This window comes from Corynebacterium sp. ACRQP, from assembly GCF_022345915.1.
In the GTDB taxonomy this organism is placed as follows: Bacteria; Actinomycetota; Actinomycetes; order Mycobacteriales; family Mycobacteriaceae; genus Corynebacterium; species Corynebacterium lehmanniae.
The window spans coordinates 1-19,719 of the sequence record NZ_JAKRMZ010000022.1 but is presented as its reverse complement, the minus strand read 5'-3'; the positions used below and the strand labels follow the sequence as shown (position 1 = coordinate 19,719).

At 65.8% G+C, this 19,719-nt stretch carries 21 protein-coding genes; 7 read left to right on the top strand and 14 right to left on the bottom strand.

The window, feature by feature from the left end; genetic code table 11:
- Nucleotides 1–10: 10 nt before the first annotated feature.
- The 8 genes from MHY23_RS09220 to MHY23_RS09185 form a co-directional block, all read right to left on the bottom strand.
- Nucleotides 11–547, bottom strand: coding sequence for an exonuclease domain-containing protein (locus tag MHY23_RS09220; protein WP_255714009.1), 537 nt, complete (start codon nucleotides 545–547; stop codon nucleotides 11–13).
- A 387-nt stretch (nucleotides 548–934) separates the two neighbouring features.
- Nucleotides 935–1,468 carry a hypothetical protein gene (locus MHY23_RS09215; RefSeq protein ID WP_239307298.1) on the bottom strand — a complete coding sequence of 178 codons (534 nt, stop codon included), beginning with the start codon at nucleotides 1,466–1,468 and terminating at the stop codon, nucleotides 935–937.
- 43 nt (nucleotides 1,469–1,511) lie between these two features.
- Nucleotides 1,512–1,742, bottom strand: coding sequence for a hypothetical protein (locus MHY23_RS09210; protein ID WP_239307297.1), 231 nt, complete (start codon nucleotides 1,740–1,742; stop codon nucleotides 1,512–1,514).
- A 128-nt stretch (nucleotides 1,743–1,870) separates the two neighbouring features.
- On the bottom strand, nucleotides 1,871–2,032 hold the full coding sequence (locus MHY23_RS09205; RefSeq protein WP_239307296.1) for a hypothetical protein: 162 nt from the start codon (nucleotides 2,030–2,032) through the stop codon (nucleotides 1,871–1,873).
- Between the two features lie 41 nt (nucleotides 2,033–2,073).
- Nucleotides 2,074–3,021: a 4-(cytidine 5'-diphospho)-2-C-methyl-D-erythritol kinase gene (locus MHY23_RS09200; protein WP_239307295.1), complete on the bottom strand. Its 948-nt coding sequence runs from the start codon at nucleotides 3,019–3,021 to the stop codon at nucleotides 2,074–2,076.
- Nucleotides 3,011–3,865 (bottom strand): 16S rRNA (adenine(1518)-N(6)/adenine(1519)-N(6))-dimethyltransferase RsmA, encoded by an 855-nt coding sequence (gene rsmA / locus MHY23_RS09195; protein ID WP_239307294.1) that lies wholly within the window; start codon nucleotides 3,863–3,865, stop codon nucleotides 3,011–3,013. The genes MHY23_RS09200 and rsmA overlap by 11 nt, the downstream gene beginning before the upstream one ends.
- Complete coding sequence (locus tag MHY23_RS09190) at nucleotides 3,866–5,014, bottom strand: resuscitation-promoting factor (RefSeq protein WP_239307293.1); 1,149 nt, start codon at nucleotides 5,012–5,014, stop codon at nucleotides 3,866–3,868.
- A 98-nt stretch (nucleotides 5,015–5,112) separates the two neighbouring features.
- A complete protein-coding gene (locus MHY23_RS09185; RefSeq protein WP_239307292.1) occupies nucleotides 5,113–5,949 on the bottom strand; it encodes a TatD family hydrolase in 837 nt (278 codons plus the stop codon).
- Nucleotides 5,950–5,961: 12 nt separating this feature from the next.
- Between MHY23_RS09185 and MHY23_RS09180 the strand changes: the two genes are divergently transcribed.
- Both MHY23_RS09180 and MHY23_RS09175 read left to right on the top strand, forming a co-directional pair.
- Nucleotides 5,962–6,354 carry a DUF3806 domain-containing protein gene (locus MHY23_RS09180; protein ID WP_239307291.1) on the top strand — a complete coding sequence of 131 codons (393 nt, stop codon included), beginning with the start codon at nucleotides 5,962–5,964 and terminating at the stop codon, nucleotides 6,352–6,354.
- Nucleotides 6,351–7,262 carry an alpha/beta hydrolase fold domain-containing protein gene (locus MHY23_RS09175; protein WP_202032073.1) on the top strand — a complete coding sequence of 304 codons (912 nt, stop codon included), beginning with the start codon at nucleotides 6,351–6,353 and terminating at the stop codon, nucleotides 7,260–7,262. Before MHY23_RS09180 ends, MHY23_RS09175 begins: the two co-directional genes overlap by 4 nt.
- 7 nt (nucleotides 7,263–7,269) lie before the next feature.
- On the opposite strand, the gene metG is transcribed toward MHY23_RS09175, so the two are convergent.
- The 3 genes from metG to rsmI all read right to left on the bottom strand — a co-directional run bounded on the left by metG (nucleotide 7,270) and on the right by rsmI (nucleotide 11,973).
- A complete protein-coding gene (metG, locus tag MHY23_RS09170; RefSeq protein WP_239307290.1) occupies nucleotides 7,270–9,114 on the bottom strand; it encodes a methionine--tRNA ligase in 1,845 nt (614 codons plus the stop codon).
- 85 nt (nucleotides 9,115–9,199) lie between these two features.
- Complete coding sequence (locus MHY23_RS09165) at nucleotides 9,200–11,005, bottom strand: BCCT family transporter (RefSeq protein ID WP_239307289.1); 1,806 nt, start codon at nucleotides 11,003–11,005, stop codon at nucleotides 9,200–9,202.
- 107 nt (nucleotides 11,006–11,112) lie between these two features.
- Nucleotides 11,113–11,973: a 16S rRNA (cytidine(1402)-2'-O)-methyltransferase gene (gene rsmI, locus MHY23_RS09160; RefSeq protein WP_239307288.1), complete on the bottom strand. Its 861-nt coding sequence runs from the start codon at nucleotides 11,971–11,973 to the stop codon at nucleotides 11,113–11,115.
- A gap of 49 nt (nucleotides 11,974–12,022) precedes the next feature.
- On the opposite strand from rsmI, the gene MHY23_RS09155 reads away from it, so the two are divergent.
- Nucleotides 12,023–13,660, top strand: coding sequence for a dolichyl-phosphate-mannose--protein mannosyltransferase (locus tag MHY23_RS09155; RefSeq protein ID WP_370645840.1), 1,638 nt, complete (start codon nucleotides 12,023–12,025; stop codon nucleotides 13,658–13,660).
- 179 nt (nucleotides 13,661–13,839) lie between these two features.
- On the opposite strand, the gene MHY23_RS09150 is transcribed toward MHY23_RS09155, so the two are convergent.
- Together MHY23_RS09150 and MHY23_RS09145 are read right to left on the bottom strand one after the other, a co-directional pair.
- Nucleotides 13,840–14,487, bottom strand: a complete 648-nt coding sequence (locus MHY23_RS09150) for a zf-HC2 domain-containing protein (protein ID WP_239307287.1) — start codon at nucleotides 14,485–14,487, stop codon at nucleotides 13,840–13,842.
- Nucleotides 14,480–14,887, bottom strand: coding sequence for a DoxX family protein (locus MHY23_RS09145; RefSeq protein WP_239307286.1), 408 nt, complete (start codon nucleotides 14,885–14,887; stop codon nucleotides 14,480–14,482). Before MHY23_RS09145 ends, MHY23_RS09150 begins: the two co-directional genes overlap by 8 nt.
- 52 nt (nucleotides 14,888–14,939) lie before the next feature.
- Between MHY23_RS09145 and MHY23_RS09140 the strand changes: the two genes are divergently transcribed.
- A complete protein-coding gene (locus MHY23_RS09140) occupies nucleotides 14,940–15,563 on the top strand; it encodes a DNA-3-methyladenine glycosylase I (protein WP_239307285.1) in 624 nt (207 codons plus the stop codon).
- A gap of 29 nt (nucleotides 15,564–15,592) precedes the next feature.
- Here MHY23_RS09140 and MHY23_RS09135 read toward each other — a convergent pair whose 3' ends face one another.
- A complete protein-coding gene (locus tag MHY23_RS09135; protein WP_210384760.1) occupies nucleotides 15,593–15,736 on the bottom strand; it encodes a hypothetical protein in 144 nt (47 codons plus the stop codon).
- A 74-nt stretch (nucleotides 15,737–15,810) separates the two neighbouring features.
- Between MHY23_RS09135 and MHY23_RS09130 the strand changes: the two genes are divergently transcribed.
- The 3 genes from MHY23_RS09130 to MHY23_RS09120 form a co-directional block, all read left to right on the top strand.
- A protein-coding gene (locus MHY23_RS09130; protein WP_157034491.1) for an IS3 family transposase occupies nucleotides 15,811–17,033 on the top strand; the annotation gives its coding sequence in 2 pieces (ribosomal slippage) (nucleotides 15,811–16,087 and nucleotides 16,087–17,033; 1,224 coding nt in all).
- Nucleotides 17,034–17,111: 78 nt separating this feature from the next.
- The gene (locus MHY23_RS09125; protein ID WP_042407927.1) at nucleotides 17,112–18,725 is read left to right on the top strand and encodes a cation:proton antiporter family protein; all 1,614 of its coding nucleotides are present in this window, start codon (nucleotides 17,112–17,114) and stop codon (nucleotides 18,723–18,725) included.
- A gap of 639 nt (nucleotides 18,726–19,364) precedes the next feature.
- Nucleotides 19,365–19,719: helix-turn-helix domain-containing protein (locus MHY23_RS09120; RefSeq protein ID WP_239307316.1), on the top strand; the 355-nt coding region annotated here is incomplete at its 3' end.

Sequence of the window (19,719 nt, the reverse complement as noted above, 5' to 3'; positions counted from 1 at the left end):
GCTAGCCATCTTACGCAGGCAGCAACGCGTGCAGCCCTCGGCTGCGCTGCAGCTGGGCGACGATGTGGGCGCACGCCAGCGCGTCCGAATCCGCCCGGTGGTGGTTGAGCGTGAACCCGGGCGCGCAGTACTCGGCGACGGTGGGCAGTGTGTGGTCCGCAAGGTGCGGCAGCAGGCGCCGGCTCAGGCGGCAGGTGCAGTAGAAGCGCTTAGGGTACGTGCCGGTGAAGTAGTAGCGGTCGAGCGCGCGCCACACCGCGGCGTCGAAGGTGGCGTTGTGCGCCCACACCGGCGCTTCGCCGACGAACTCCACGAGCCGGTCAGCGATGTCGAACCAGCTCGGCGCGTCTTCGATGTCGCCGCGCTCGATGCCGTGGATGTGGCTGAACTCGAACAGGATGTATTCCTCCGGCGGGCGCAGGTAGGTGCACAGCTGGTCCACCACTTCCCCGCCGGCGACCTTGACCAGCGCGACCTGGCACGCGGAGGCGCCGGAGATCCGGTTCGCGGTTTCGAAGTCGACGGCGACGAACTCGTCTTGGAGCAGTTCGCCTATTCGCGGTATCCACTTCGCCGCCGCAACCTTCCTCGGCGCCCGTGCTTTGCCGGTGAGCTCGGCGCGCGGGGTGGCGGGCAGGCGCTTTTCCTCGGCAACCTTGGCCTGCCAGGCCGCCTTGAACGGCGCCGGATCCCGCCCCTCGCGGCGGGCGAGGTGCTCCTCCGCCTTGGCCAGGCGTTTCTCCTGTGGGTTACTTCCTCCGGGTCTACGGGGGCATTATGAAACTTGTGGCCCATTCTCTTCTGTAGGGGTGCCCGGTTGCGCTGGTAGATATCCGTTAGATAGCGCTGTTGTCCTGTTTCGCGGTAGCGAAGTATGGATTGCAGATCAGGGTCACCACTGTTGGATGCGTCTGTACTTTTCGAAGCGGCATCATTATCCATTCTTTACCTTTGGCGATTTGAGGCGCGGCCACTGGGCCACATTTGGGTACGGGGGAAGATGAATAGGGTCCACCGTATCGCCATAGAGAGCAGCCCGAGCGCGCTCGGCATCGTTCCACTGATGTACGGCGATAGCGTATTCGACTGCTTCGCCGACAGTGACGCTGATCGTCTCGTCTGCCAGGGCTGCTGCAAGTGCCGCACGTTCTGTATCGCTGGGAACGGCCTCAGCGTCTAAATTCTGGGGTAGGCCAAGCTGGTTGGAGAGAACGCTCGATGCAAGCGCCCTCACGTTTGCATAACAGTAGTTGACACTTTCAGGCATGCCAGAGCCATTTACGGCGACTTGCGCGTCGGCCAAAGACAGTTCGTAGAGTATCCGTATGGGCGACGTGGTGCCTTGAGTCGCGTCGCTGAGAGTGAGATAGTCTACTAGGAGTTCATTGCGCACAAGGCGTTTCAAGGCGAGCCAGTGCTTTGCCTCCATGCCGTTGCGGAGGTAGGCGAGCTGGGCAAGTGCTGTCATGGTGGGCCTTTCTTGCGGTGCAGTTGGGATAAGTACCGCAAACTTATTGCGCCGCGGTGTTGCGGCCAGCGAGGTACTCGTCAATCTTTTCCTTGACCACGTCGGTCATGGTTCGATTGTCGAGCAGGGCTGCAAGTCGGAACTGCTGGTACTGGTCAGGGTCGAGTTTTACGGTGAGTTTGCGGTGGGGCGTTTCCCGCTTCTCGAACGCTTCGTCAGCCGTGGACAGGGGCGACAAGGCGTTGTCGGTGGGGCGGGCAAAATCGTTAGTCATTGATCATCTCCATTACTTGTCGGGCGACACCCTCGTAGCCGTGCAGTGTGCCTTTAGGGTTGTGCCCTTGCATAGCGCCAAGTGCTTCACGCTGTGGGATTGCACCTTTAAACCGCGGCATATCCGCATTATCGAGCGCCGTCGCGTTTGAGTTTTCTTACCCGCGGCAGGTGCTCCCAAATCGGCCGACCTTTCACCGCGGGCGGGGCGGCGGTGAACCCGCTCAGGTGCGCCTCCACCGTGGAGGTGTTGCCGTCGAGGTAGTTGCGTGTGGCGTCGATTAAGGGCATGCGCCGCACACTACGGCCCTCCCCGACACCACCGGCCCGAGTTAGATCACGTGTTCGACTTGGGCGCCGCGGTCCGGACCTTCGGCGACGAAGACCTCGTAGCCGTCGAAGCGTTCCGCCAGGTGCTCGGCGGCAAAGCGCGCGTCGTCGGCGTCGTCGCAGAGCACGGCCACGGTGGGCCCGGAGCCGGAGACGATCGCGCATCGGCCCGCCTCCCCGGCAACGCCAAGCACGCGCTTGAGCACCGGGCGCATCGACAGCGCCGGCGCCTCCAAATCGTTGTGCAACGCCGCCGCCACGCGTGCCACGTCGCCGGAGGTCAGCGCCTGGGACAGCTCGGTGGCGTCCAGGTGAGGCAGAAGGGCGGGGTTGCCGTGGCGCAGGTCGTCGAGAAGCGCAAACGCTCCCCCGGTGTTGATGCCGATTTTGGGGTTGATGAACACCCAGTGCAGCCGGCCGCGCGAGAGCATCTCCACCAGCTTGTCGCCGCGGCCGGTGCCGAGCGCGGTGCCGCCCATGAGCGAAAAGGGCACGTCCGCGCCGAGCGACGCCGCGATCTCGCGCAATTTCTCATCCGGCAGCGGCTCGCCGAACTGCGCCACCAGCGCATTGGCCGCCACCAGCGCGGCGGCCGCGTCGGCAGAGCCGCCCGCCATGCCGCCGGCGACGAAGACGTGCTTGTCCACCTCGATGCGCACGCGCGGCACCGCCACGCCCGCGCGCGCCACCACGGCCTCGACGGCGCGCCAGGCCAGGTTGTTTGGCCCGTCGATGTCCTCGTCGGGCTCGTCCACGAAGAACGTGGTGCGCATGGATGCGACGGGCGGGCCGGCCACGGGGGCGCCGTCGAGAAGCAAGCGCACCACCTCGCGCCTGTCCACCGCGTGGAAGACGCTGACCAGGTCGTGGTAGCCGTCCGTGCGCGCCTCGCCAACGCCGAGGTGCAGGTTCACCTTGCCCGGCGCGGAGGCGACGATCTCACGCACCATGGCGTGCCTCCCCCAGCCGGATGAAGTCTGCGACGGTGAGCTTCTCGCCGCGCAGGCCCGGGTCGATGCCGGCGGCGCGCAGCGCCTCCTCGGCGGCCGCGGCCGAGCCGTAGATGCCCGACAGCGTGGAGCGCAGCGTCTTGCGGCGCTGGGCGAAGGCGGCGTCCACTAGCGGGAAGATGGTGTCGCGAAGCTCGCGCGGGGCGTCGGCTGCGACGTCGATGCGCACGAGCCCCGACTCGATGTTTGGCGCCGGCCAGAACACGTGCTTGCCGATCGTGCCGGCGCGCGAGACGTCGCCGTAGAAGGCGGCCTTGACGCTGGGCACGCCGTAGATCTTCGAGCCGGGCTGGGCGGCAAGCCTGTCGGCGACTTCCTTTTGCACCATCACGAGCACCCTGCGTATCGACGGCAGCTCCGCCAACAAATGCAGCAGCACCGGTACCGAGACGTTGTAGGGCAAGTTCGCCACCAGCGCGGTCGGCGCGGTGTCGAAGTCGGCGCGGGCGACCTTCAGCGCGTCGGTGTTGAAGACGGTGAGGCGATCGGCGTGGTCCGGGGCGAACTCCCCGATGGTTGTGGGCAGGCGCCTGGCCAGGCGCGGGTCGATCTCGAGCGCGGTGACGGTCTGGGCGGTGTCGATGAGCCCCAGGGTGAGCGAGCCGAGGCCGGGCCCGACCTCGACGACGTGGTCGTCGGGGGAAAGCTCCGCGGCCGCGACGATGCGGCGCACGGTGTTGGGGTCGTGCAGGAAGTTCTGCCCCAGCTTCTTCGTCGGGGTGACGTCCAGCTCGGCGGCGAGCTCGCGGATCTCGGCGGGCCCTAAGAGTTGCGCTTCTGCCATCTAGCGGATACCCAGGCTGGCGGTGCAGGCCGGCCAGGCGCCCCAGCCCTGGGAGGCCTGGACGCGCTCGGCGATGGCGATCTGCTGCTCGCGGGTGGCCAGGTGTGCGCTCGGCGCGTACGCGGTGCCGCCGTGGCCCGCCCAGGTGGACGGGGTGAACTGCAGGCCGCCGGAGAAGCCGTTGCCGGTGTTGATTGCCCAGTTGCCGCCGGATTCGCACTGCGCCAGCGAATCCCACACGCTGCCGGAGGCCACCGCGGGCGCGGCCGCGCCGGTGTTGCCGGCGTTGTCGGCCTGCTTCGTGCCGCGCGCGATGAGCGCCGGCTTGGCCTTCTTCACTTCCTTTTCCTCGGCCACGCCTTCGGACTCGACCTTGCCGTTGACGGTGACGGTGCGGTGGATGACCTTGGTTTCGCCCTGCTCGCCCTTCTCGCGGACTTCGTCTTCGCCCTCGTCGAGCGAATCGTCGTCGACGTACTCCGCCGGGGCCTCAACCACGACGGTTTCCGGGCGGTCCACGGTGCTGACGCGGTCGAGAACGATCTCCATGCCGGGCACGATGGCATCGGTGAGCGCGACGTTGAGGCGGTCGTCGGTGTCGAAGGTGACGCCGCGCGCGGCAAAAAGGTCGCCGACGGTCTTCGCGGCGGCTGAGACGTAGGTCAGCTCGCCGCCGTCGCGCAGCGCGACGATCTTCGGGGTGGTCACGTTCAGGTTCATGCCGTCGGTGACCGGCTGGTCACGGTCCACGTCCACTGCGGAGTAGCCGTCAACACCGGCCTGGTCGATCAGCTCGCCGACGGTGCCGGCGGTCGAGGTGATCTCCTGCGCAACGCCGTCGATGACCACGGCGACCGGCTTCGCGGTGCGCACGGTGACGGTGTCGCCGCTGGACAGCTTCTCCCCCGGCGCCGGGTAGACCAGGTCCTCCGGTGCGACCTCGACGCCGGCGGAGTTGAGCGCGCCCGCGACGTCCGCGGCGTAGGTGCGCACGTTGGTCTCCTCGCCGTTGACGTCGACGGTGACCTGCTTTTGGGTGGCAAGTGCCGTGCCCGCGCCGCCGACCAGGACGGCGCCGGCGACGGTGCCGGCGACGGCGCGCTTGGTGGCGGTGCTCTTCGGGTTGATCCGCTTGATCTGACGGGACATGTGTTTCCTCACGGGTCGGCTCGGCTAAAGGTGTTCAGCCAATAACCCGGGTAACGATACGGTAACGCCCGCGGGGTTTCAAGGCCCGACGTGCCAGCTCACACCCCGTAGACCCGCGAGAACGTCTCTGCAATCTCACGCGCCACATCGGCCACTTCCATGCCGCGCGCTTCGGCCACGACCTTCGCCGTGTGCCCGATCAACGACGGCTCGTTTTTCGCCCCGCGGAACGGCTCCGGCGTCATGTACGGCGCGTCCGTTTCCACCAGCAGCTGCCCCACCGGCGCCAGCGCCGCCGCCTCGCGCAACTCCTCGTTGCGCTTGAAGGTCACGTTGCCGGCGAAGCTGAGCACGTAGCCGCGCTCGATCGCCTCGCGCGCAACGTCCAGCGGCGAGGAGAAGCAGTGCAGGATCACGTGCTCGGGCCGCGGGGCGTCGTCAAGAATGCGCATCATCTCCGCGTCGCCTTCGCGGTTGTGGATCATCAACGCCTTGCCCGACTCGCACGCTAGGTCGATGTGCCAGCGAAACGCCTCCTCCTGCACCTCAAGCGGCGCGGTGCCCTCCGCGTCGTGCTTCAGCCAGTACGTGTCGATGCCGGTCTCTCCCACCGCGACGCAACGCTCATCTGCGGCCATCTCGGTCAGGCGGGCGCGAGCATCGTCGTCAAGCTCGTGTGCCCTCGTCGGGTGGATGGCGCACGCCGCGAACACGCGCTCGTTGAAGTGCGCGGCCTGAAGCGCGAGCTCGGCCTCCTCAAGCCCGTCGCCGACGGTGCAGATGCGCTCCACCCCGGCGGCCAGGGCGCGCTCGACGAACGCCCCCACTTCCTCGGCACTGCGCGCGCCGCAGGACGCGAGGTGCGTGTGCGCATCGATCAGCCCGGCGATCGGCTCGGCGGGCACGGGTGTGGGACGCGGTTTCTTTTTGCTCATACGATGCACTCTATGGCATTTGCAGACATCGACTCAGCCACCCAAACCCAAATCGAGGCCGACCTGGCCGAAGCAGCCGGCCGCGGCATCAACGGCTCGCCCGCCGACATCGCGGAGTCTTTCGAGGCCGAACTCGCGGACTACCTCGCCCTTCCCGCGGACGTGCGCCGCAGCTTCCCCCGCGGCGACACCGCGCGCCTTTTCGGCACCGCGCTCGGCCAGGCGCTCGTGCGCGAGGGGTACAAGTGGCAATTGCTTATCGACGACTACGGCACCGACCTCGTCGTCGCCAAAGACGTCGGCAGCGCCAGCGAAAAATACACCGCCCCGCTAGTTGTGGTGGACCAGCGCTTCGAGGACGAGGAACCCGGCACGCTGACCAAGTTTCTCGGGCAGTTCCTATGACTGCTCGTATGCCGGAATCGATCATGCCGCTCGTGCGGCCGGAGTTGCGCAGACGCGCGCGGCTGATCCCCCACCCGCCGGTGCAGCTGAGAGCGACGCGCTGGCTCACCAGCCACGGCCAGACGCTCTTTCCCATTCCCCGGCGCGAGGGTGTGGAGCTGATCCGGCACGGGCGCACCCTCGTCTTCCGGCCGCGCAACCCGAAGGGCGCGCTGTTGTGGCTGCACGGCGGCGGCCACATCATCGGCCACCCCGCCCAGGACGGGCCGCTGTGCGCGAACACCGCCGCCGAGGTGGGCGTGACCGTGGTGGCCCCGCGCTACCCGCTCTCGCCTGCGCACCCCTTCCCCGCCGGCCTGGATGCCGCGCTGGAGACGTGGGCGTGGATGCACACCCGCGCGGACGAGTTCGGCGAACCGTTCGCCATCGGCGGCGAAAGCGCCGGCGGCGGGTTGGCCGCCGCGGCGTGCCAGCGGCTTTACGACGAGCACGGACCGCTGCCGCGCGCCCAGTGGCTGTTCTGCCCCATGCTGGACGACCGCCCCACCGCCGACCGGAGGCGCGACCTGCCTCGGGACCGGCCCGTGGCCAACAACGCGCAGACCCGCTACGCCTGGGCGTCCTACCTGGGCCAGGCGCCCGGGTTGGAGACGGTGCCCGAGTACGCCGTCCCCGCCCGGCGCGCCGACCTGTCGGGCCTTCCCCCTGCGTGGCTGTCCACCGGCGACATCGAGCTGTTCTACGAGGAGATCTGCGCCTACACCCGGAGGCTTCGCGACGCCGGCGTGCCCGCCCAGCTCGAGATCGTCGAGGGCGCGCCGCACGCGATCGAGCTGTGGGCGTTCGACGTGCCGGTGGTCAAGGCCATGCTCGCTTCGGCCAGGGCGTGGCTCGGCGAGCAGCTGTAGCCGCGGCCTACTGCACCGGCGCCCACTCCGGGCCGGTCTCGCCGAGCTCCGGGTCCAGCTTGGCAATCAGCGGCTGCGGCTTGGACAGCTCCGTGCCCGGGGTGACGTCCACGCGCTGCCACACGGCCTGCTGCTGGGAGTAGTCGCCGGTGATGGTCAGGTAGGTCTGGCCCTTTTCCGGCAGGCCCACGCCGACGAGGTTGAACTCCTCGTCGTCCACGACCTCCTCGACGCGCGGCTCCGCGGCCCAGATGCCGGTGCGGCCCAGCGTCTCGTGGACCTTCTGCGCGGTGTGCGGCAAAAACGGGGTGAGCATGGCGTTGCAGTCGGAGACGACCTGCAGCGCGGTCCACAGCACGGTGGCCAGGCGCTCGCGCTGGGTGTCATCCTTGGCCAGCTTCCACGGCTCCTGCTCCGCGATGTAGGCGTTGGCCTCGCCGACGACGTGCATGATCTTCGTGATCGCGGACTTGAAGTGGGCCTTGTGCAGCTCCTCGCCGGCGGTGGTGAAGGTTTCGGCCGCGAGGTTCAGGATGCGCTCGTCGGACGCTTCGAGCGGGCCGGGTGCCGGGACCTGGCCGAAGTTCTTGTGCGCCATGGACACGGTGCGGTTGACCAGGTTGCCCCAGCCGTTGGCCAGCTCGTTGTTCACGCGGCGGACAAACTCGTCCCAGGTGAAGTCCGTGTCGTTGTTCTCCGGGCCGGCGACGGCGATGAAGTAGCGCAGCGGGTCCGGGCCGAACTCCGAAAGGAAGTCCTTGACGTAGATGACCACGCCCTTGGACGAGGAGAACTTGGAGCCGGACATGGTGAGGAACTCGGACGAGACGACCTCGGTGGGCAAGTTCAGCTCGCCGAGCTCGCCGGCGGTGCCGCCCTTCGCGCCCTTGCCCGCGTAGCCGAGCAGCTCCGCCGGCCAGATCTGGGAGTGGAAGGTGATGTTGTCCTTGCCCATGAAGTAGTAGCCCTCGGTGGCCGGGTCTTGCCAGAAGTCCTTCCAGGCCTCCGGGTTGCCGGAGCGGTGCGCCCACTCAATGGACGCGGACAGGTAGCCCACCACCGCGTCGAACCAGACGTAGAGCTTCTTCGACGGGTTGTCCTGCCAGTCCTCCACCGGGATCGGGATGCCCCAGTCGATGTCGCGGGTCATCGCGCGCGGGCGCATGTCTTCCAGCAGGTTCAGGGAGAACTTCAGCACGTTCGGGCGCCACTCCTGGCGGGTGGACAGCCACTGCTCCAGCGCGTCGTGCAGCGCGGGCAGGTCGAGCATGAAGTGCTCGGTCTCGATGAACTTCGGCGTCTCGCCGTTGATCTTGGATACCGGGTTGATCAGGTCCGCCGGGTCGAGCTGGTTGCCGCAGGTGTCGCACTGGTCGCCGCGGGCGTCGGTGGCGCCGCAAATCGGGCAGGTGCCCTCGATGTAGCGGTCCGGCAGCGTGCGGCCCGTCGACGGGGAGATCGCGCCCTGGGTGGTCTCGCGGATCATGTACCCGTTCTCGTTCAGCCCGCGGAACAGCTCCTGCACCACTGCGTAGTGGTTGCGGGTGGTGGTGCGGGTGAACAGGTCGTAGGACAGGCCCAGGCCCGCCAGGTCCTCGACGATCTGCTTGTTGTAGCGGTCCGCCAGCTCCTTGACGGTCACGCCTTCCTTGTCGGCCTGCACGAGCAGCGGGGTGCCGTGCTCGTCGGTGCCGGAGACCATGAGGACGTTCTTGCCGGACATTCGCTGGTAACGGGCGAAGACGTCGGAGGGCACGCCGAAGCCTGCGACGTGGCCGATATGGCGCGGGCCGTTGGCGTACGGCCACGCAACGCACACAAGAACGTTGTTGTTGGTCTCGGAAGAAGTCATGGCTCTCAGCATAAGTTATGCCCCGCTTAAGCACTGCACTGCTCGAGCGGGGCACAACCGAAGGTGCGTCGTTAAGCAAACGCCCCTAGCGGGAACGCGGTTTGAGCATCTCCTTCACCTGCGCCTTGCGCGCTTCCAGCTCCTGCTGGTCGCGGTGCATGCGACGCTCGATGGCCAGCTGGCGGGCGAAACGCTCCTGCTCCTTCTTGTCCAGGTAGATCGTGTCGTTGGACATGTCCTTGACAATCGCGAACATCAGCGCGATCAGGATGAACAGGAACGGCGTGGCGGCCACGATGGTCACCGACTGCAGCGAGTTCAGCGCGTCCGAGCCGCCGGAGATCAGCAGCGTCAGGCCAACGAATGCTGTGGCCAGGCCCCACATTGCGGCGAGCCACGGCTTCGCCTCGGTCTTGCCGGACTGGGTCATGGACGCCATCACGGTCGACGCGGAGTCCGCGGAGGTGATGAAGAAGGTGCCCAGCAGGATCAGGGCGAACACACCCATGACGTAGCCGCCCGGTAGGGAGTGCAGCAGGTTGAACAACTGCTCCTCGTTGGAGCCGTCGCCGACGATGGACTCGCCAGCCTGCTCCATCTTGATGGCCGTGGCGCCGAAGATAGCGAACCACACGGTGGACAGGCCGGCCGGGACCAGCATCACGCCGAGGCAGAACTCGCGCACGGTGCGGCCGCGGGAGATGCGCGCCAGGAAGGTGCCCACGAACGGGGACCAGGAGATCCACCATGCCCAGTAGAAGATGGTCCAGCTGGAGAGGAACTCGCCGGCCTGGCCGTCGGAGCTCTCGGCGGTGCGGGCCGCCATTTCGAAGAAGTTCTGCAGGTAGGTGCCCACGGCGGTCGGCAGCATGTTCAGCTGCGCGACGGTCGGGCCGAAGACGAACACGAAGATCGCCAGCACGGCGGCGACGACCATGTTCGTGTTGGACAGCCACTGGATGCCCTTGGACACGCCCGACATCGCGGACAGCAGGAACGCCAGGGTGAGCACGGAGACGATGCCGATGGTCAGCTTGGTGGACGGGTTGTCCACGAAACCGGAGGCCTCCAGGCCGGAGCTGATCTGCAGCGCGCCCAGGCCCAGGGAGCAGGCGGTGCCGAAGATGGTGGCGAACACGGCGAAGGCGTCGATGAGCTTGCCCGGCCAGCCGTTGGCAGCTTTCTCACCAATTAGCGGGATGAACGCGCTGGACAGCAGCTGCTTGCGGCCGAGGCGGAACGTCGAGTACGCGATAGCCAGGCCGATGATGGCGTAGACGGCCCACGGGTGCAGCGTCCAGTGGAACATGGTCTGCGCCATCGCGGTGCCGACCTCGTGCTCGTCGTGGCCCGGCACGCCGTCGAGGTACATCGCCAGCGGCTCAGCCGCGCCGTAGAACATCAGGCCGATGCCCATGCCGGCGGCGAACATCATGGCGATCCAGGATGTTGTCTTGAACTCCGGCCGTTCGTCGGCGGTGCCGAGGCGGATGGTGCCGAAGTTCGACAAGGCGATCACGATGACGAAGGCAACGAAGATGGTGCCGCCGAGGACGAAGGCCCAGCCGAGGTTGTCAATGACCCAGCCGAATGCGGCGTCCGCAAAGTTGGAGAAGCTGTCGGGGGCAGCCAGGCCCCAGCCGACAACCGCCGCGACAATCACCGCGAGAGGAATAACGATGCCCCAGTTGATCGGGGCGTCTTCTGCGTCGGCTTGGCTCTCGACGCGTTCCTCAGGGTCGGTGTAGTTGGGTTGCACGCCGTCGCGGTCGGCGCGCAGCAGCGCGGCGATCTCGCCGACTGCGGAAGTGTCTTCAGTCTTAATGGGATCCGTACTCCGCGGCTCCACGTCGGGATCGTGTGGATCCCTTTGGAGATCACGCTGAGACATATAGTTCTCCTCGCAAATTTTCAGGGTTTTTCTAGAACCCAAGCAGGCTAGCCCAGATCACACCATTGCGCTAACCCGCGCGCGAGGAAAACATGTGCTTATCGACGTCAGCTCCGCGCATCCAACGCGGCATCGTAAAGGTCTCCGACCTTCACGCCGTGCTGCTTGGCCACCTGTTTCGCGGCGTCTTTCATGCGCTGGCCGCCGTCAACGAGCTCGAGCACCAGGCCGACCAGGTCCTCGGGTTCTGCCTGCTGCCCGGTGCCGCCTTCGATCACCAGCGTGATTTCCCCGCGCACGCCACCGGCCGCCCACGCCGCTAGCTCCCCTAGCGTGCCGCGCTTGACCTCCTCGTAGGTTTTGGTCAGCTCGCGGCACACCGCGGCGCGGCGTTCGGCGCCGAGGACGTCCGCGGCGTCGGCAAGCAACTGCTCGATGCGGTGCGGCGACTCGAAGCAGCACACCGCGCGGCGCTCATGCACGAGCGTTTCCAGCCACGCCCGGCGCGCGCCGGCCTTGCGGGGCGCGAAACCGTCGAAGATGAAATGGCCGACGTTGAGCCCAGACAGCGCCAGCGCGGTGGTCACCGCGGACGGGCCCGGGATGCAGGTGACCGGGATGCCGGCGTCGTGGGCGGCGGCGACGATGGAGTGGCCGGGGTCGGACACCAGCGGCATGCCGGCGTCGGTGACGACGAGTACGGTGCCGGCGCGTGCGGCGTCGAGAAGCTCCCGCGCCCGGGATTCCTCGTTGTGGTCGAAGTTGGACACCACGCGCCCGGCGATCTCCACGCCGAGCGCTGCGGCGAGGGCGCGCGTGCGGCGCGTGTCCTCCGCGGCGATCACGTCCGCGGTGGCGAGCGCCTGCGCAAGCCGCGGGGAGGCGTCCTCTACATTGCCGAGCGGGGTGGCCGCGAGCACAACTCCGGCCGGGAGGTTCTGAGTCAGGTTGTCTTGCTCGGCGGACATACCTCGGGAGCATACGCGTAAGGCGCTAATATCTTCCGTCGTGACCACTATCGCGAGCACCCCGAACCCCGCCGGACCGCCACCTAGCGCCGACGCAACGGCGCCAGAGACGACGCGTTCCCTGCGGCCCGCCCAGCCTGCGCCTGAGGCACCCGTGACCGTGCCGTGGACGCGCCGCGACACCATCGCCGCCTCCGTCATCGGTGTGCTGGCGCTGCTCACCAGGTTCATCGGCCTGGTGCAGCCGACCAGCTCTGGCACCCCCGTCTTCGACGAGAAGCACTACGTCCCGCAAGCCTGGGACATGGTGGAAAGCTGGTTCAACCCGGTCTTAGGCGGCATCGAGTCCAACCCCGGCTACGGCCTGGTCGTGCACCCGCCGCTGGGCAAGCAGCTGCTCGCGCTCGGCGAGATCATCTTTGGCTACTCCCCGCTGGGCTGGCGTCTGATGACCGGCCTGTTCGGCACCGCCGTGATCGTGTTCGTGTTCCTGCTCGCGCGGCGGGTGAGCCAGTCCACCAACATCGCGATCCTCGCGGGCATCATCGCGCTTTTCGACGGCGTCCTGCTAGTCTCCGCCAAATTCGGCATGCTCGACGTCTTCCAGGTGCTGTTCGTGGTGATGGCGGCGTGGACGCTGGCCGGCGACATGCGCGAGGTGCACCACCGCTGGCACGACGCGTGGCTGGCCGGCAAGCTCGAGGGCACCGGCCCCTTCGGCCCGCGCATGGGGTTCCGTTGGTGGCGCTTCGCCACCGGCGTGCTGCTGGGCCTGACGCTGTCGGTGAAGTGGTCCGGCCTGTACTACATCATGTTCTTCGGCCTGCTGTCGTCGTTCTGGGACCTGTTCCTGCGCCGCCGCTACGGCGTGGAGAAGCCGATTTCGGGCACCCTGCTCCGCGACGTGCCGTCGGCGCTCGCCTCGATTGTGCTCATCCCCGCCGTGCTGTACCTGTGGTCCTGGCGCGCCTGGTTCGCGTCCGAGACCTCCGTGTACCGCCACTCGCTTACCGACGGCACGATCGCCGGCTCCGACTGGCCCTGGCTGGCCAACCTGCCCGAGCCGATTGCCGGCTGGTTCTACTACCACTTCTCGGTGCTGAACTTCCACGCCTCGCTGACGTCGTCGTCCGGCCACTCCCACCCGTGGGACTCCAAGCCGTGGGCTTGGCTGGTCTCGGCACGCCCGATCCTCTACTACTCCGCCACCGACCTGGATTGCTCCATTGCGCCCGGCGACGGCAAGTGCCGCGAGATGATCTACATGTTCGGCACCCCCGCCATCTGGTGGTTGACCGTGCCGGTGCTGCTGTGGGCCTGCTGGGTGTGGCTGACCCGCAAGGACTTCCGCGTCATCGTGCCGGTGATCGCGTTCGCCGCCGGGTTCCTGCCGTGGCTGGCCGCCTTCGACCGCCAGATGTACTTCTTCTACGCCACCGCCCTGGTGCCGTTCACCGCGGTGCTGCTCGCGCTCGCGTTGGGCAACCTGGCCAAGAAGGGCGGGCCCGTGACGTGGCCCTGGGTGCACAAGGTCGCAGGCTTTGAGATGCGCTGGGGCCAACTCGCCGCCGTGGTCTACATCGCACTGGTGGTGGCCAGCTTCATCTACTGGTCGCCCATCTTCTACGGGTTCGAAATCCCGGACGCCTGGTACGAGTCCATCATGTGGCTGCCCAGCTGGAAGTAGCCCGGCTGGTTGGAAACCTGGCCCAATTTTCGGCACCGGCGTCGTTCCCCCGGGGCCCGCGCCTGACACTTTCTGGCGGAATCTGTCAGGCGACGCGCTCCGCCCCAGGTCAGCTCGAAGCGCCTGCGGAATATGTCAGAGCCATCGCTTTTGACTGCTACCCCAGCTCCACACCTGCCCTAGTACGGCCGGGCGTCGAGCAGCTGCCACGCCCGGCGCAGCGCCCCGCCCCGGTCCGCGACCCAGGTCCACACCAGGGCCACCAGGCTCATAAGCGGGATGAGCACCCCGGCGAGCTCGAACGCGCCCGTGCCCAGCACGAAGTCGCGCACGGCGAAGCCGACGGTGAAGGTGAACATCGTGCCCACGATGAGCAGCACCCCCGGGATCTGCTGCGGCCGCCAGGCGGTAAAGCCCAACGCGAGCGCCACGCCGAAGCGCACGGACGCCGAAGACGCCACTACCGGCTCCTCGCCGCCGGAGAGGATCAGGCGCACGGCCCACAGCACCCACACCACGGCCATCGCGCCGAGCATCAGGCGCCCTACGGCCATGCCGATCTCCCGGCGGCGCGCGAAGCGGCGCCACTCGTTGTCCACGCCGGCGAGGATCGCGGAAGACAGGTCCTGCGGCGGCGCCATCGCGTCGTCGGTGTCGCCGCTGAGCGGCTGGGACAACGACTCCGACAGTGCCAAGGAGCGGTCCAAAAACGCCCGGCACTCCGCGCATCCGGACACGTGGGCGTCGACGATCGCGTCGTCGAGTTCAGCCTTCTCGCCGTCGATGCGCGCCGACAGCGCCGCCTGGACCTCCTCGTGGCTAACCACGCGTGAGCACCCCGTCCAGGCTTACGCGGCCGGTACCGAAGACGGTGATGATGAACAGCGCGGCGGCAAGCACGAGCGTGTACTCCACTCCCCCAGCCTCGATGAAAAAGCCGTTATCCAGATGCACGAAATACCCGGCGGCTAAAGCGAGGAGGGCGAGGAGCGACGCGGTGATCGTCGTCAAGAGCCCCACTGCCAAAAACGCGCCGCCGATGAGCTCTACGGTGCCGGTGAGGTAGGCGGAAAGCTGCGGCTGCGGCACCCCGAGGGCGGCGAACTGGCGGCCGGTTTCGGCCATGCCCATCTCGAACCAGTGGTTGTAGCCGTGCGCCACAAACACCGCGCCCAGCACAAGCCGGAGCACAAGCAGCGCGAAGTCGCGGACGGCGGGCCTATTCATGCCGATTAGCGTACCCGTGGAACCGAACAGGGTAGAACTGAGTCCAATACATATGACTGATCTTCACACCACACCAGAAACCAACCCCGAATCCGGCTGGCCTGTCATTGGCGACGACGGGCTGGCGCGCCCGCCGTGGGCCGCCACCGACCCACTGCTGCGCGAGTACTACGACACCGAATGGGGCATGCCCGTCACCGACGAGCAGGGCATGTTTGAACGCGTCTGCCTCGAGGGCTTCCAGGTGGGGCTGTCGTGGCGGCTGATCCTGCAGAAGCGCGAGGCCCTGCGCGCAGCCTTCCACGGCTTCGACCCAGAAGAGGTCGCGGGTATGAGCATCGAGCATTTGCTTGGCGACGCTGCCTTGATCCGCAACCGGCGCAAACTCGAAGCTGCAGTGAAAAACGCCGAGGCGACGCTGGCGCTGCGGGAACAGGGCACGCACCTGGGCGAGTTCGTGTGGTCCTACCAGCCGGCGAACACGCCGGTGCCGCGCACGATGGCGGAGGTGCCGACACGCTCGGCGGAGTCCGAGCAGCTGGCGAAGGATTTGAAGAAGCGCGGCTTCACCTTTGTGGGGCCGGTGACCATGTACGCGCTGATGGAATCCACCGGCATCATCGACACCAACCTGGTGGGCACGTGGCGCCGCGGCGCATCCGGGGTGTGGGTCTAAGCGGCGTCTAGGCGGCGTTTAGGCGGCGTTTAATCGTCGTCCATGTCCGCGAAGGCGTCCTCGACGGAGTCGTGCTCCTCGCGGGAGGCCTCCCAAACTTCCTTGGCAGCCGAGAGGTTGATGGCGGCGATGATCGCGCCGACAACGATGTCGAACCAGGCGGTCTCCCACACGAACGTGAGCAGGCCGGCGGCGATTGAAGCGTCCTGGGTTTAGTTCCTACCTCTGCTAAGGAAGGATTGGCACTATGCCCAGAAAGTATTCCGCCGAATTCAAGGAGAAGGCGATCCATCAAGTCCTAGAGATGGTCCGTCTGGAGTCCTGCTCACGGCAACGCGCGTACGAGGAAGTCGGAGAGCTCCTTGGCGTGTCCCACCACACGTTACGCGCCTGGTACCGTGACAGCGTCGCCCATGAGCAGACGGCACCAACAGGTGGCGAAACCATGGAAGAAGAGCTCAAACGGCTACGCCGGGAAAACCGCGAGCTGAAACGAGCCAACGGAATCCTCAAGACTGCCTCGGCTTTTTTCGCGGCGGAACTCGACCGACCCACGACCAGATGATCTCCTACATCGACGAGTACAAGGAGCAATTTGGGGTCGAGGCCATCTGCCGTGTTCTGAAACAAGCAGACCGTGGATTCATCACCTCCCGCGGCTACCGTAAAGCCACCACCCGCGCCCCGAGTGCGAGGGCCTTAAGCGATAGCCTGCTTATCCCAGAGATTCAGCGCGTCCATGCGGAAAACTTCTCGGTCTACGGCATCCGCAAGATGTGGCACGCCATGAACCGTGAGGGCTTTCATATCGGCCGCGACAAGACCGCACGCCTGATGAAACTTGCAGGTGTGTCTGGTCGACGACGTGGACGCACCCCGGTGACCACGATCAGCCCTAAGGTGCCGGATCATCGTCCGGATCTTGTGCAGCGAAACTTCCGGGCCACAGCACCTGGGCGACTTTGGGTCGCCGACATTACCTATGTTCGCACCCTGTCAGGATTCGCCTACACCGCGTTTGTCATTGACGTCTACAGCCGCAAAATAGTCGGTGTTGCCACCCGATCTACGATGCGCACTGATGCGCTGCCGATGGAGGCACTGGAACATGCGTTAACGACTGCAGGGCGAATCCACGGCGACCAGCTGATACACCACAGTGACCGGGGAAGTCAGTACGTGTCACTGAAATACTCCACCGCACTGGCCGAAGCCGAGATCCGGCCGAGTGTCGGCACAGTCGGAGATTCCTATGACAACGCGCCGGCCGAGACAGTTAACGGTCGCTACAAGGCTGAACTTATCCATCCTCAAGGCCCGTGGACATCAGTAGGAGAAGTCGAGCTAGCCACCCTGCGGTGGGTGCACTGGTGGAACACCAAACGTCTTCACGAGGCGTTGGACTACGCCACCCCACAAGAAGTAGAAACCGAGTACTATCTCACCGAGCCCATCAACACAGGGCCGTAAAAGAAGCGGAACCAAACCCAGGACGTTTCAAAAGCACACATTTTGTCGCTTAACCCTACATAAGGCAGACTGCTCTGTATGGAACTGCTGTTGACCTACCTTGCTGTCGTGTTTGGCTGCGGGCTGATCGCATGGGCTGTCCGCCTCCCACCACTTATCGGGTTTCTGGCGGCCGGGTTCATCCTCAACGCCAGCGGCGTCGCGCACGTCGAGGCTCTCGATCTCTTCGCCGACATCGGCGTCACCCTCATGCTCTTCGCCATTGGCCTGCGCCTGGATTTGCGCGCATTGACGGATAAGGCCGTGTGGCTCACCGCCGGAGCCCACGCCTTGGTCATGACGATTGTTGGCGCGGGATTCATCACCGCACTCGGCGCGCTCGGCGCTTTCGGTCCCGCGTCCTTCTCGATTGCCGTCAACGTCGCCCTGGTCTTGAGCTTTTCTAGCACCATCGTCGTGATCAAAATCTTGCAGGACCGCGGCGATGAGCAGGCGCTCTACGGCAATATCTGCGTGGGCGTGCTGATTATGCAGGACATTCTCGCCGTCGCCTTCATGAGCATCCTGCGCGGCGAACCACCGCGCTTGGCGGCCCTGGGGCTCGTCGTTATCGTGCCGCTGCTCGCTTTGATCACGCGTCGCTGGTACAAGCTTGGCCACGGCGAATTGGGGGCGCTTTTCGGGATCGTCATGGCTCTGCTGCCCGGCTACGCCCTTTTTGAGTGGGTCGGTCTTTCCGGCAGCCTCGGCGCCCTCATCATGGGCGTCGTGCTCTCCCGTTCTTCGGGGGCTGAGCAACTCAGCCACTCACTGTTCACACTGAAAGAGCTGCTGCTTGTCGGATTCTTCGTCAACATTGGCTTCCTCGGGCTGCCGAACTGGCAAAACATGCTCGACGCTGGATTACTTCTCCTACTCCTGCCCTTGCAAGCCGTCGCCTACTGGGCAATCCTCTGGGGCCTGGGCCTACGCAACCGCACCTCGGTGCTTGCGGCGCTCTTGCTTTCCAATTACTCAGAGTTTGCCCTGATCATCGCCGCACTTGGTGTCAAAGATGGCTGGTTGAATCAACGGTGGATGCTTTCCCTGGTGCTTGCCGTCTCGCTCAGCTTCGTCATCTCGGCAATTCTTAACCCACAGAGCGTTTCGCGCACCACCCGCTTGGCCAAGCGTTTACCCACACGCCCGCCGCACAAAATCCATCCGGGGGATCGCCCCATCGAGCTTGGCGACGCCCACGCACTCGTCCTGGGCGTTGGCCGCCTCGGCATCGCCTGCTACACCGAGCTAACTGAGGTCTACGGTGTGCGGGTCCTTGGCGTGGAGCACGACACAGCTCGCGTCCGCCACCTGCAGGAACGTGGCTACAACGTGGTAGAAGGAGACGCTACGGACGTCGACTTCTGGGAACGCGTCAAAGACAGCCACCAGATCGACATGATCATGCTCGCCATGCCGGCCCAACACGCCAACCTGGAATCAGTAAAGCAAATTTACGCTTCCCGCATCAACGCTGATGAGTGCACGATCAGTACTGTCGCCATGTACCGCGAGGACGTCGAAGAACTCGAAGAGCTCGGTCTCGACGTCGTCGTCCACCTGCAAGGGGGCGCCGGTGAGTCACTTGCTGAGCGGACCTTCACCGCAAATGAGCAGCGCCGCCTGCGCGTCGCAGGAGGTGCTGCGGAATAGGGCGCACATCACCGCACATACCTCTGGACTTTGCCGACCGAGACAGTTTCTGCACCCAAAGGCATGGGCTGTCGAGACTTCCATGCCCCTCGTCGGTCTCGACGTCAGCTGCCAGGGTCAGCGTCTCGTACCAAGGCTAAACCTGCGCGGGGGCCTTACCTGGCGACACGGAATGCGGCGCAGCCGTCGATATCACAGCCGCGGATAGCCACGTGCGCGCACGCAGCATACGCAAGCGGCAAAAAGACTGTGCCAAATGTCCGCGCGTCGCGGTAAGCTGGTGAGCAGACAACCCCACCTCACGCGCGGGCCACAGCGCTCTGACCCGTAATCATCTCGGCCAATGCGCCCGTACAGCGTCGAACGAGACTTCATGCCACGGCAACACATGGCAACGTGTGGCAACAAAGGAATAGTGCACCTACCAGGGCAGATACAGCAAAACCCCTGGCCAATCACGACCAGGGGTTTTATCGAATTGTGGAGCTAAGGGTGCCTGAGGTCACGACATATTTGACGGGGTGTGCCTGCGGACTGCGTCGTGATCCTTGACAGATCAGTCGCGTCATAGTTGACACTTAGGGTTACCTCAGCCGTGTCGGTGACGCTTGACTGATGAGTCGGGACATGTTTGACGCTATGAACAGTCCCAACCGCAACCTCGCCATCGTCAGAGCCGTCAGAGACCAAGGCGGCACACCCACCAACGTCGCCAAGCGCTTTGGCATCTCACGGCAACGTGTCCACCAGATCCTCAACGCCTACGACGCAGGCGGCGCCGAGGCAATCGCACCGAAATCGCGCGCCCCTCACACCCACCCACACGCCGTCCCGGAAGCACTACGCAACGACATCATCAGCATCCGCAAACAGCTCACCCGGCACGGACTTGACGCCGGGGCCGAAACCATTGCCTACCACCTCGAACAGGCCGGCAAACGTGCCCCGTCAACGTCAACGATCCGCCGCATCCTCACCAAAGAAGGCTTGATCA

What these genes read in the sequence shown, in the direction of transcription:
- MHY23_RS09215 (WP_239307298.1), bottom strand. Translation starts at nt 1,468, where the DNA reads ATGACAGCACTTGCCCAGCTCGCCTACCTCCGCAACGGCATGGAGGCA.
- MHY23_RS09210 (WP_239307297.1), bottom strand. Translation starts at nt 1,742, where the DNA reads ATGACTAACGATTTTGCCCGCCCCACCGACAACGCCTTGTCGCCCCTG.
- MHY23_RS09205 (WP_239307296.1), bottom strand. Translation starts at nt 2,032, where the DNA reads ATGCCCTTAATCGACGCCACACGCAACTACCTCGACGGCAACACCTCC.
- MHY23_RS09200 (WP_239307295.1), bottom strand. Translation starts at nt 3,021, where the DNA reads ATGGTGCGTGAGATCGTCGCCTCCGCGCCGGGCAAGGTGAACCTGCAC.
- rsmA (WP_239307294.1), bottom strand. Translation starts at nt 3,865, where the DNA reads ATGGCAGAAGCGCAACTCTTAGGGCCCGCCGAGATCCGCGAGCTCGCC.
- MHY23_RS09190 (WP_239307293.1), bottom strand. Translation starts at nt 5,014, where the DNA reads ATGTCCCGTCAGATCAAGCGGATCAACCCGAAGAGCACCGCCACCAAG.
- MHY23_RS09185 (WP_239307292.1), bottom strand. Translation starts at nt 5,949, where the DNA reads ATGAGCAAAAAGAAACCGCGTCCCACACCCGTGCCCGCCGAGCCGATC.
- MHY23_RS09180 (WP_239307291.1), top strand. Translation starts at nt 5,962, where the DNA reads ATGGCATTTGCAGACATCGACTCAGCCACCCAAACCCAAATCGAGGCC.
- MHY23_RS09175 (WP_202032073.1), top strand. Translation starts at nt 6,351, where the DNA reads ATGACTGCTCGTATGCCGGAATCGATCATGCCGCTCGTGCGGCCGGAG.
- metG (WP_239307290.1), bottom strand. Translation starts at nt 9,114, where the DNA reads ATGACTTCTTCCGAGACCAACAACAACGTTCTTGTGTGCGTTGCGTGG.
- MHY23_RS09165 (WP_239307289.1), bottom strand. Translation starts at nt 11,005, where the DNA reads ATGTCTCAGCGTGATCTCCAAAGGGATCCACACGATCCCGACGTGGAG.
- rsmI (WP_239307288.1), bottom strand. Translation starts at nt 11,973, where the DNA reads ATGTCCGCCGAGCAAGACAACCTGACTCAGAACCTCCCGGCCGGAGTT.
- MHY23_RS09145 (WP_239307286.1), bottom strand. Translation starts at nt 14,887, where the DNA reads ATGAATAGGCCCGCCGTCCGCGACTTCGCGCTGCTTGTGCTCCGGCTT.
- MHY23_RS09140 (WP_239307285.1), top strand. Translation starts at nt 14,940, where the DNA reads ATGACTGATCTTCACACCACACCAGAAACCAACCCCGAATCCGGCTGG.
- MHY23_RS09125 (WP_042407927.1), top strand. Translation starts at nt 17,112, where the DNA reads ATGGAACTGCTGTTGACCTACCTTGCTGTCGTGTTTGGCTGCGGGCTG.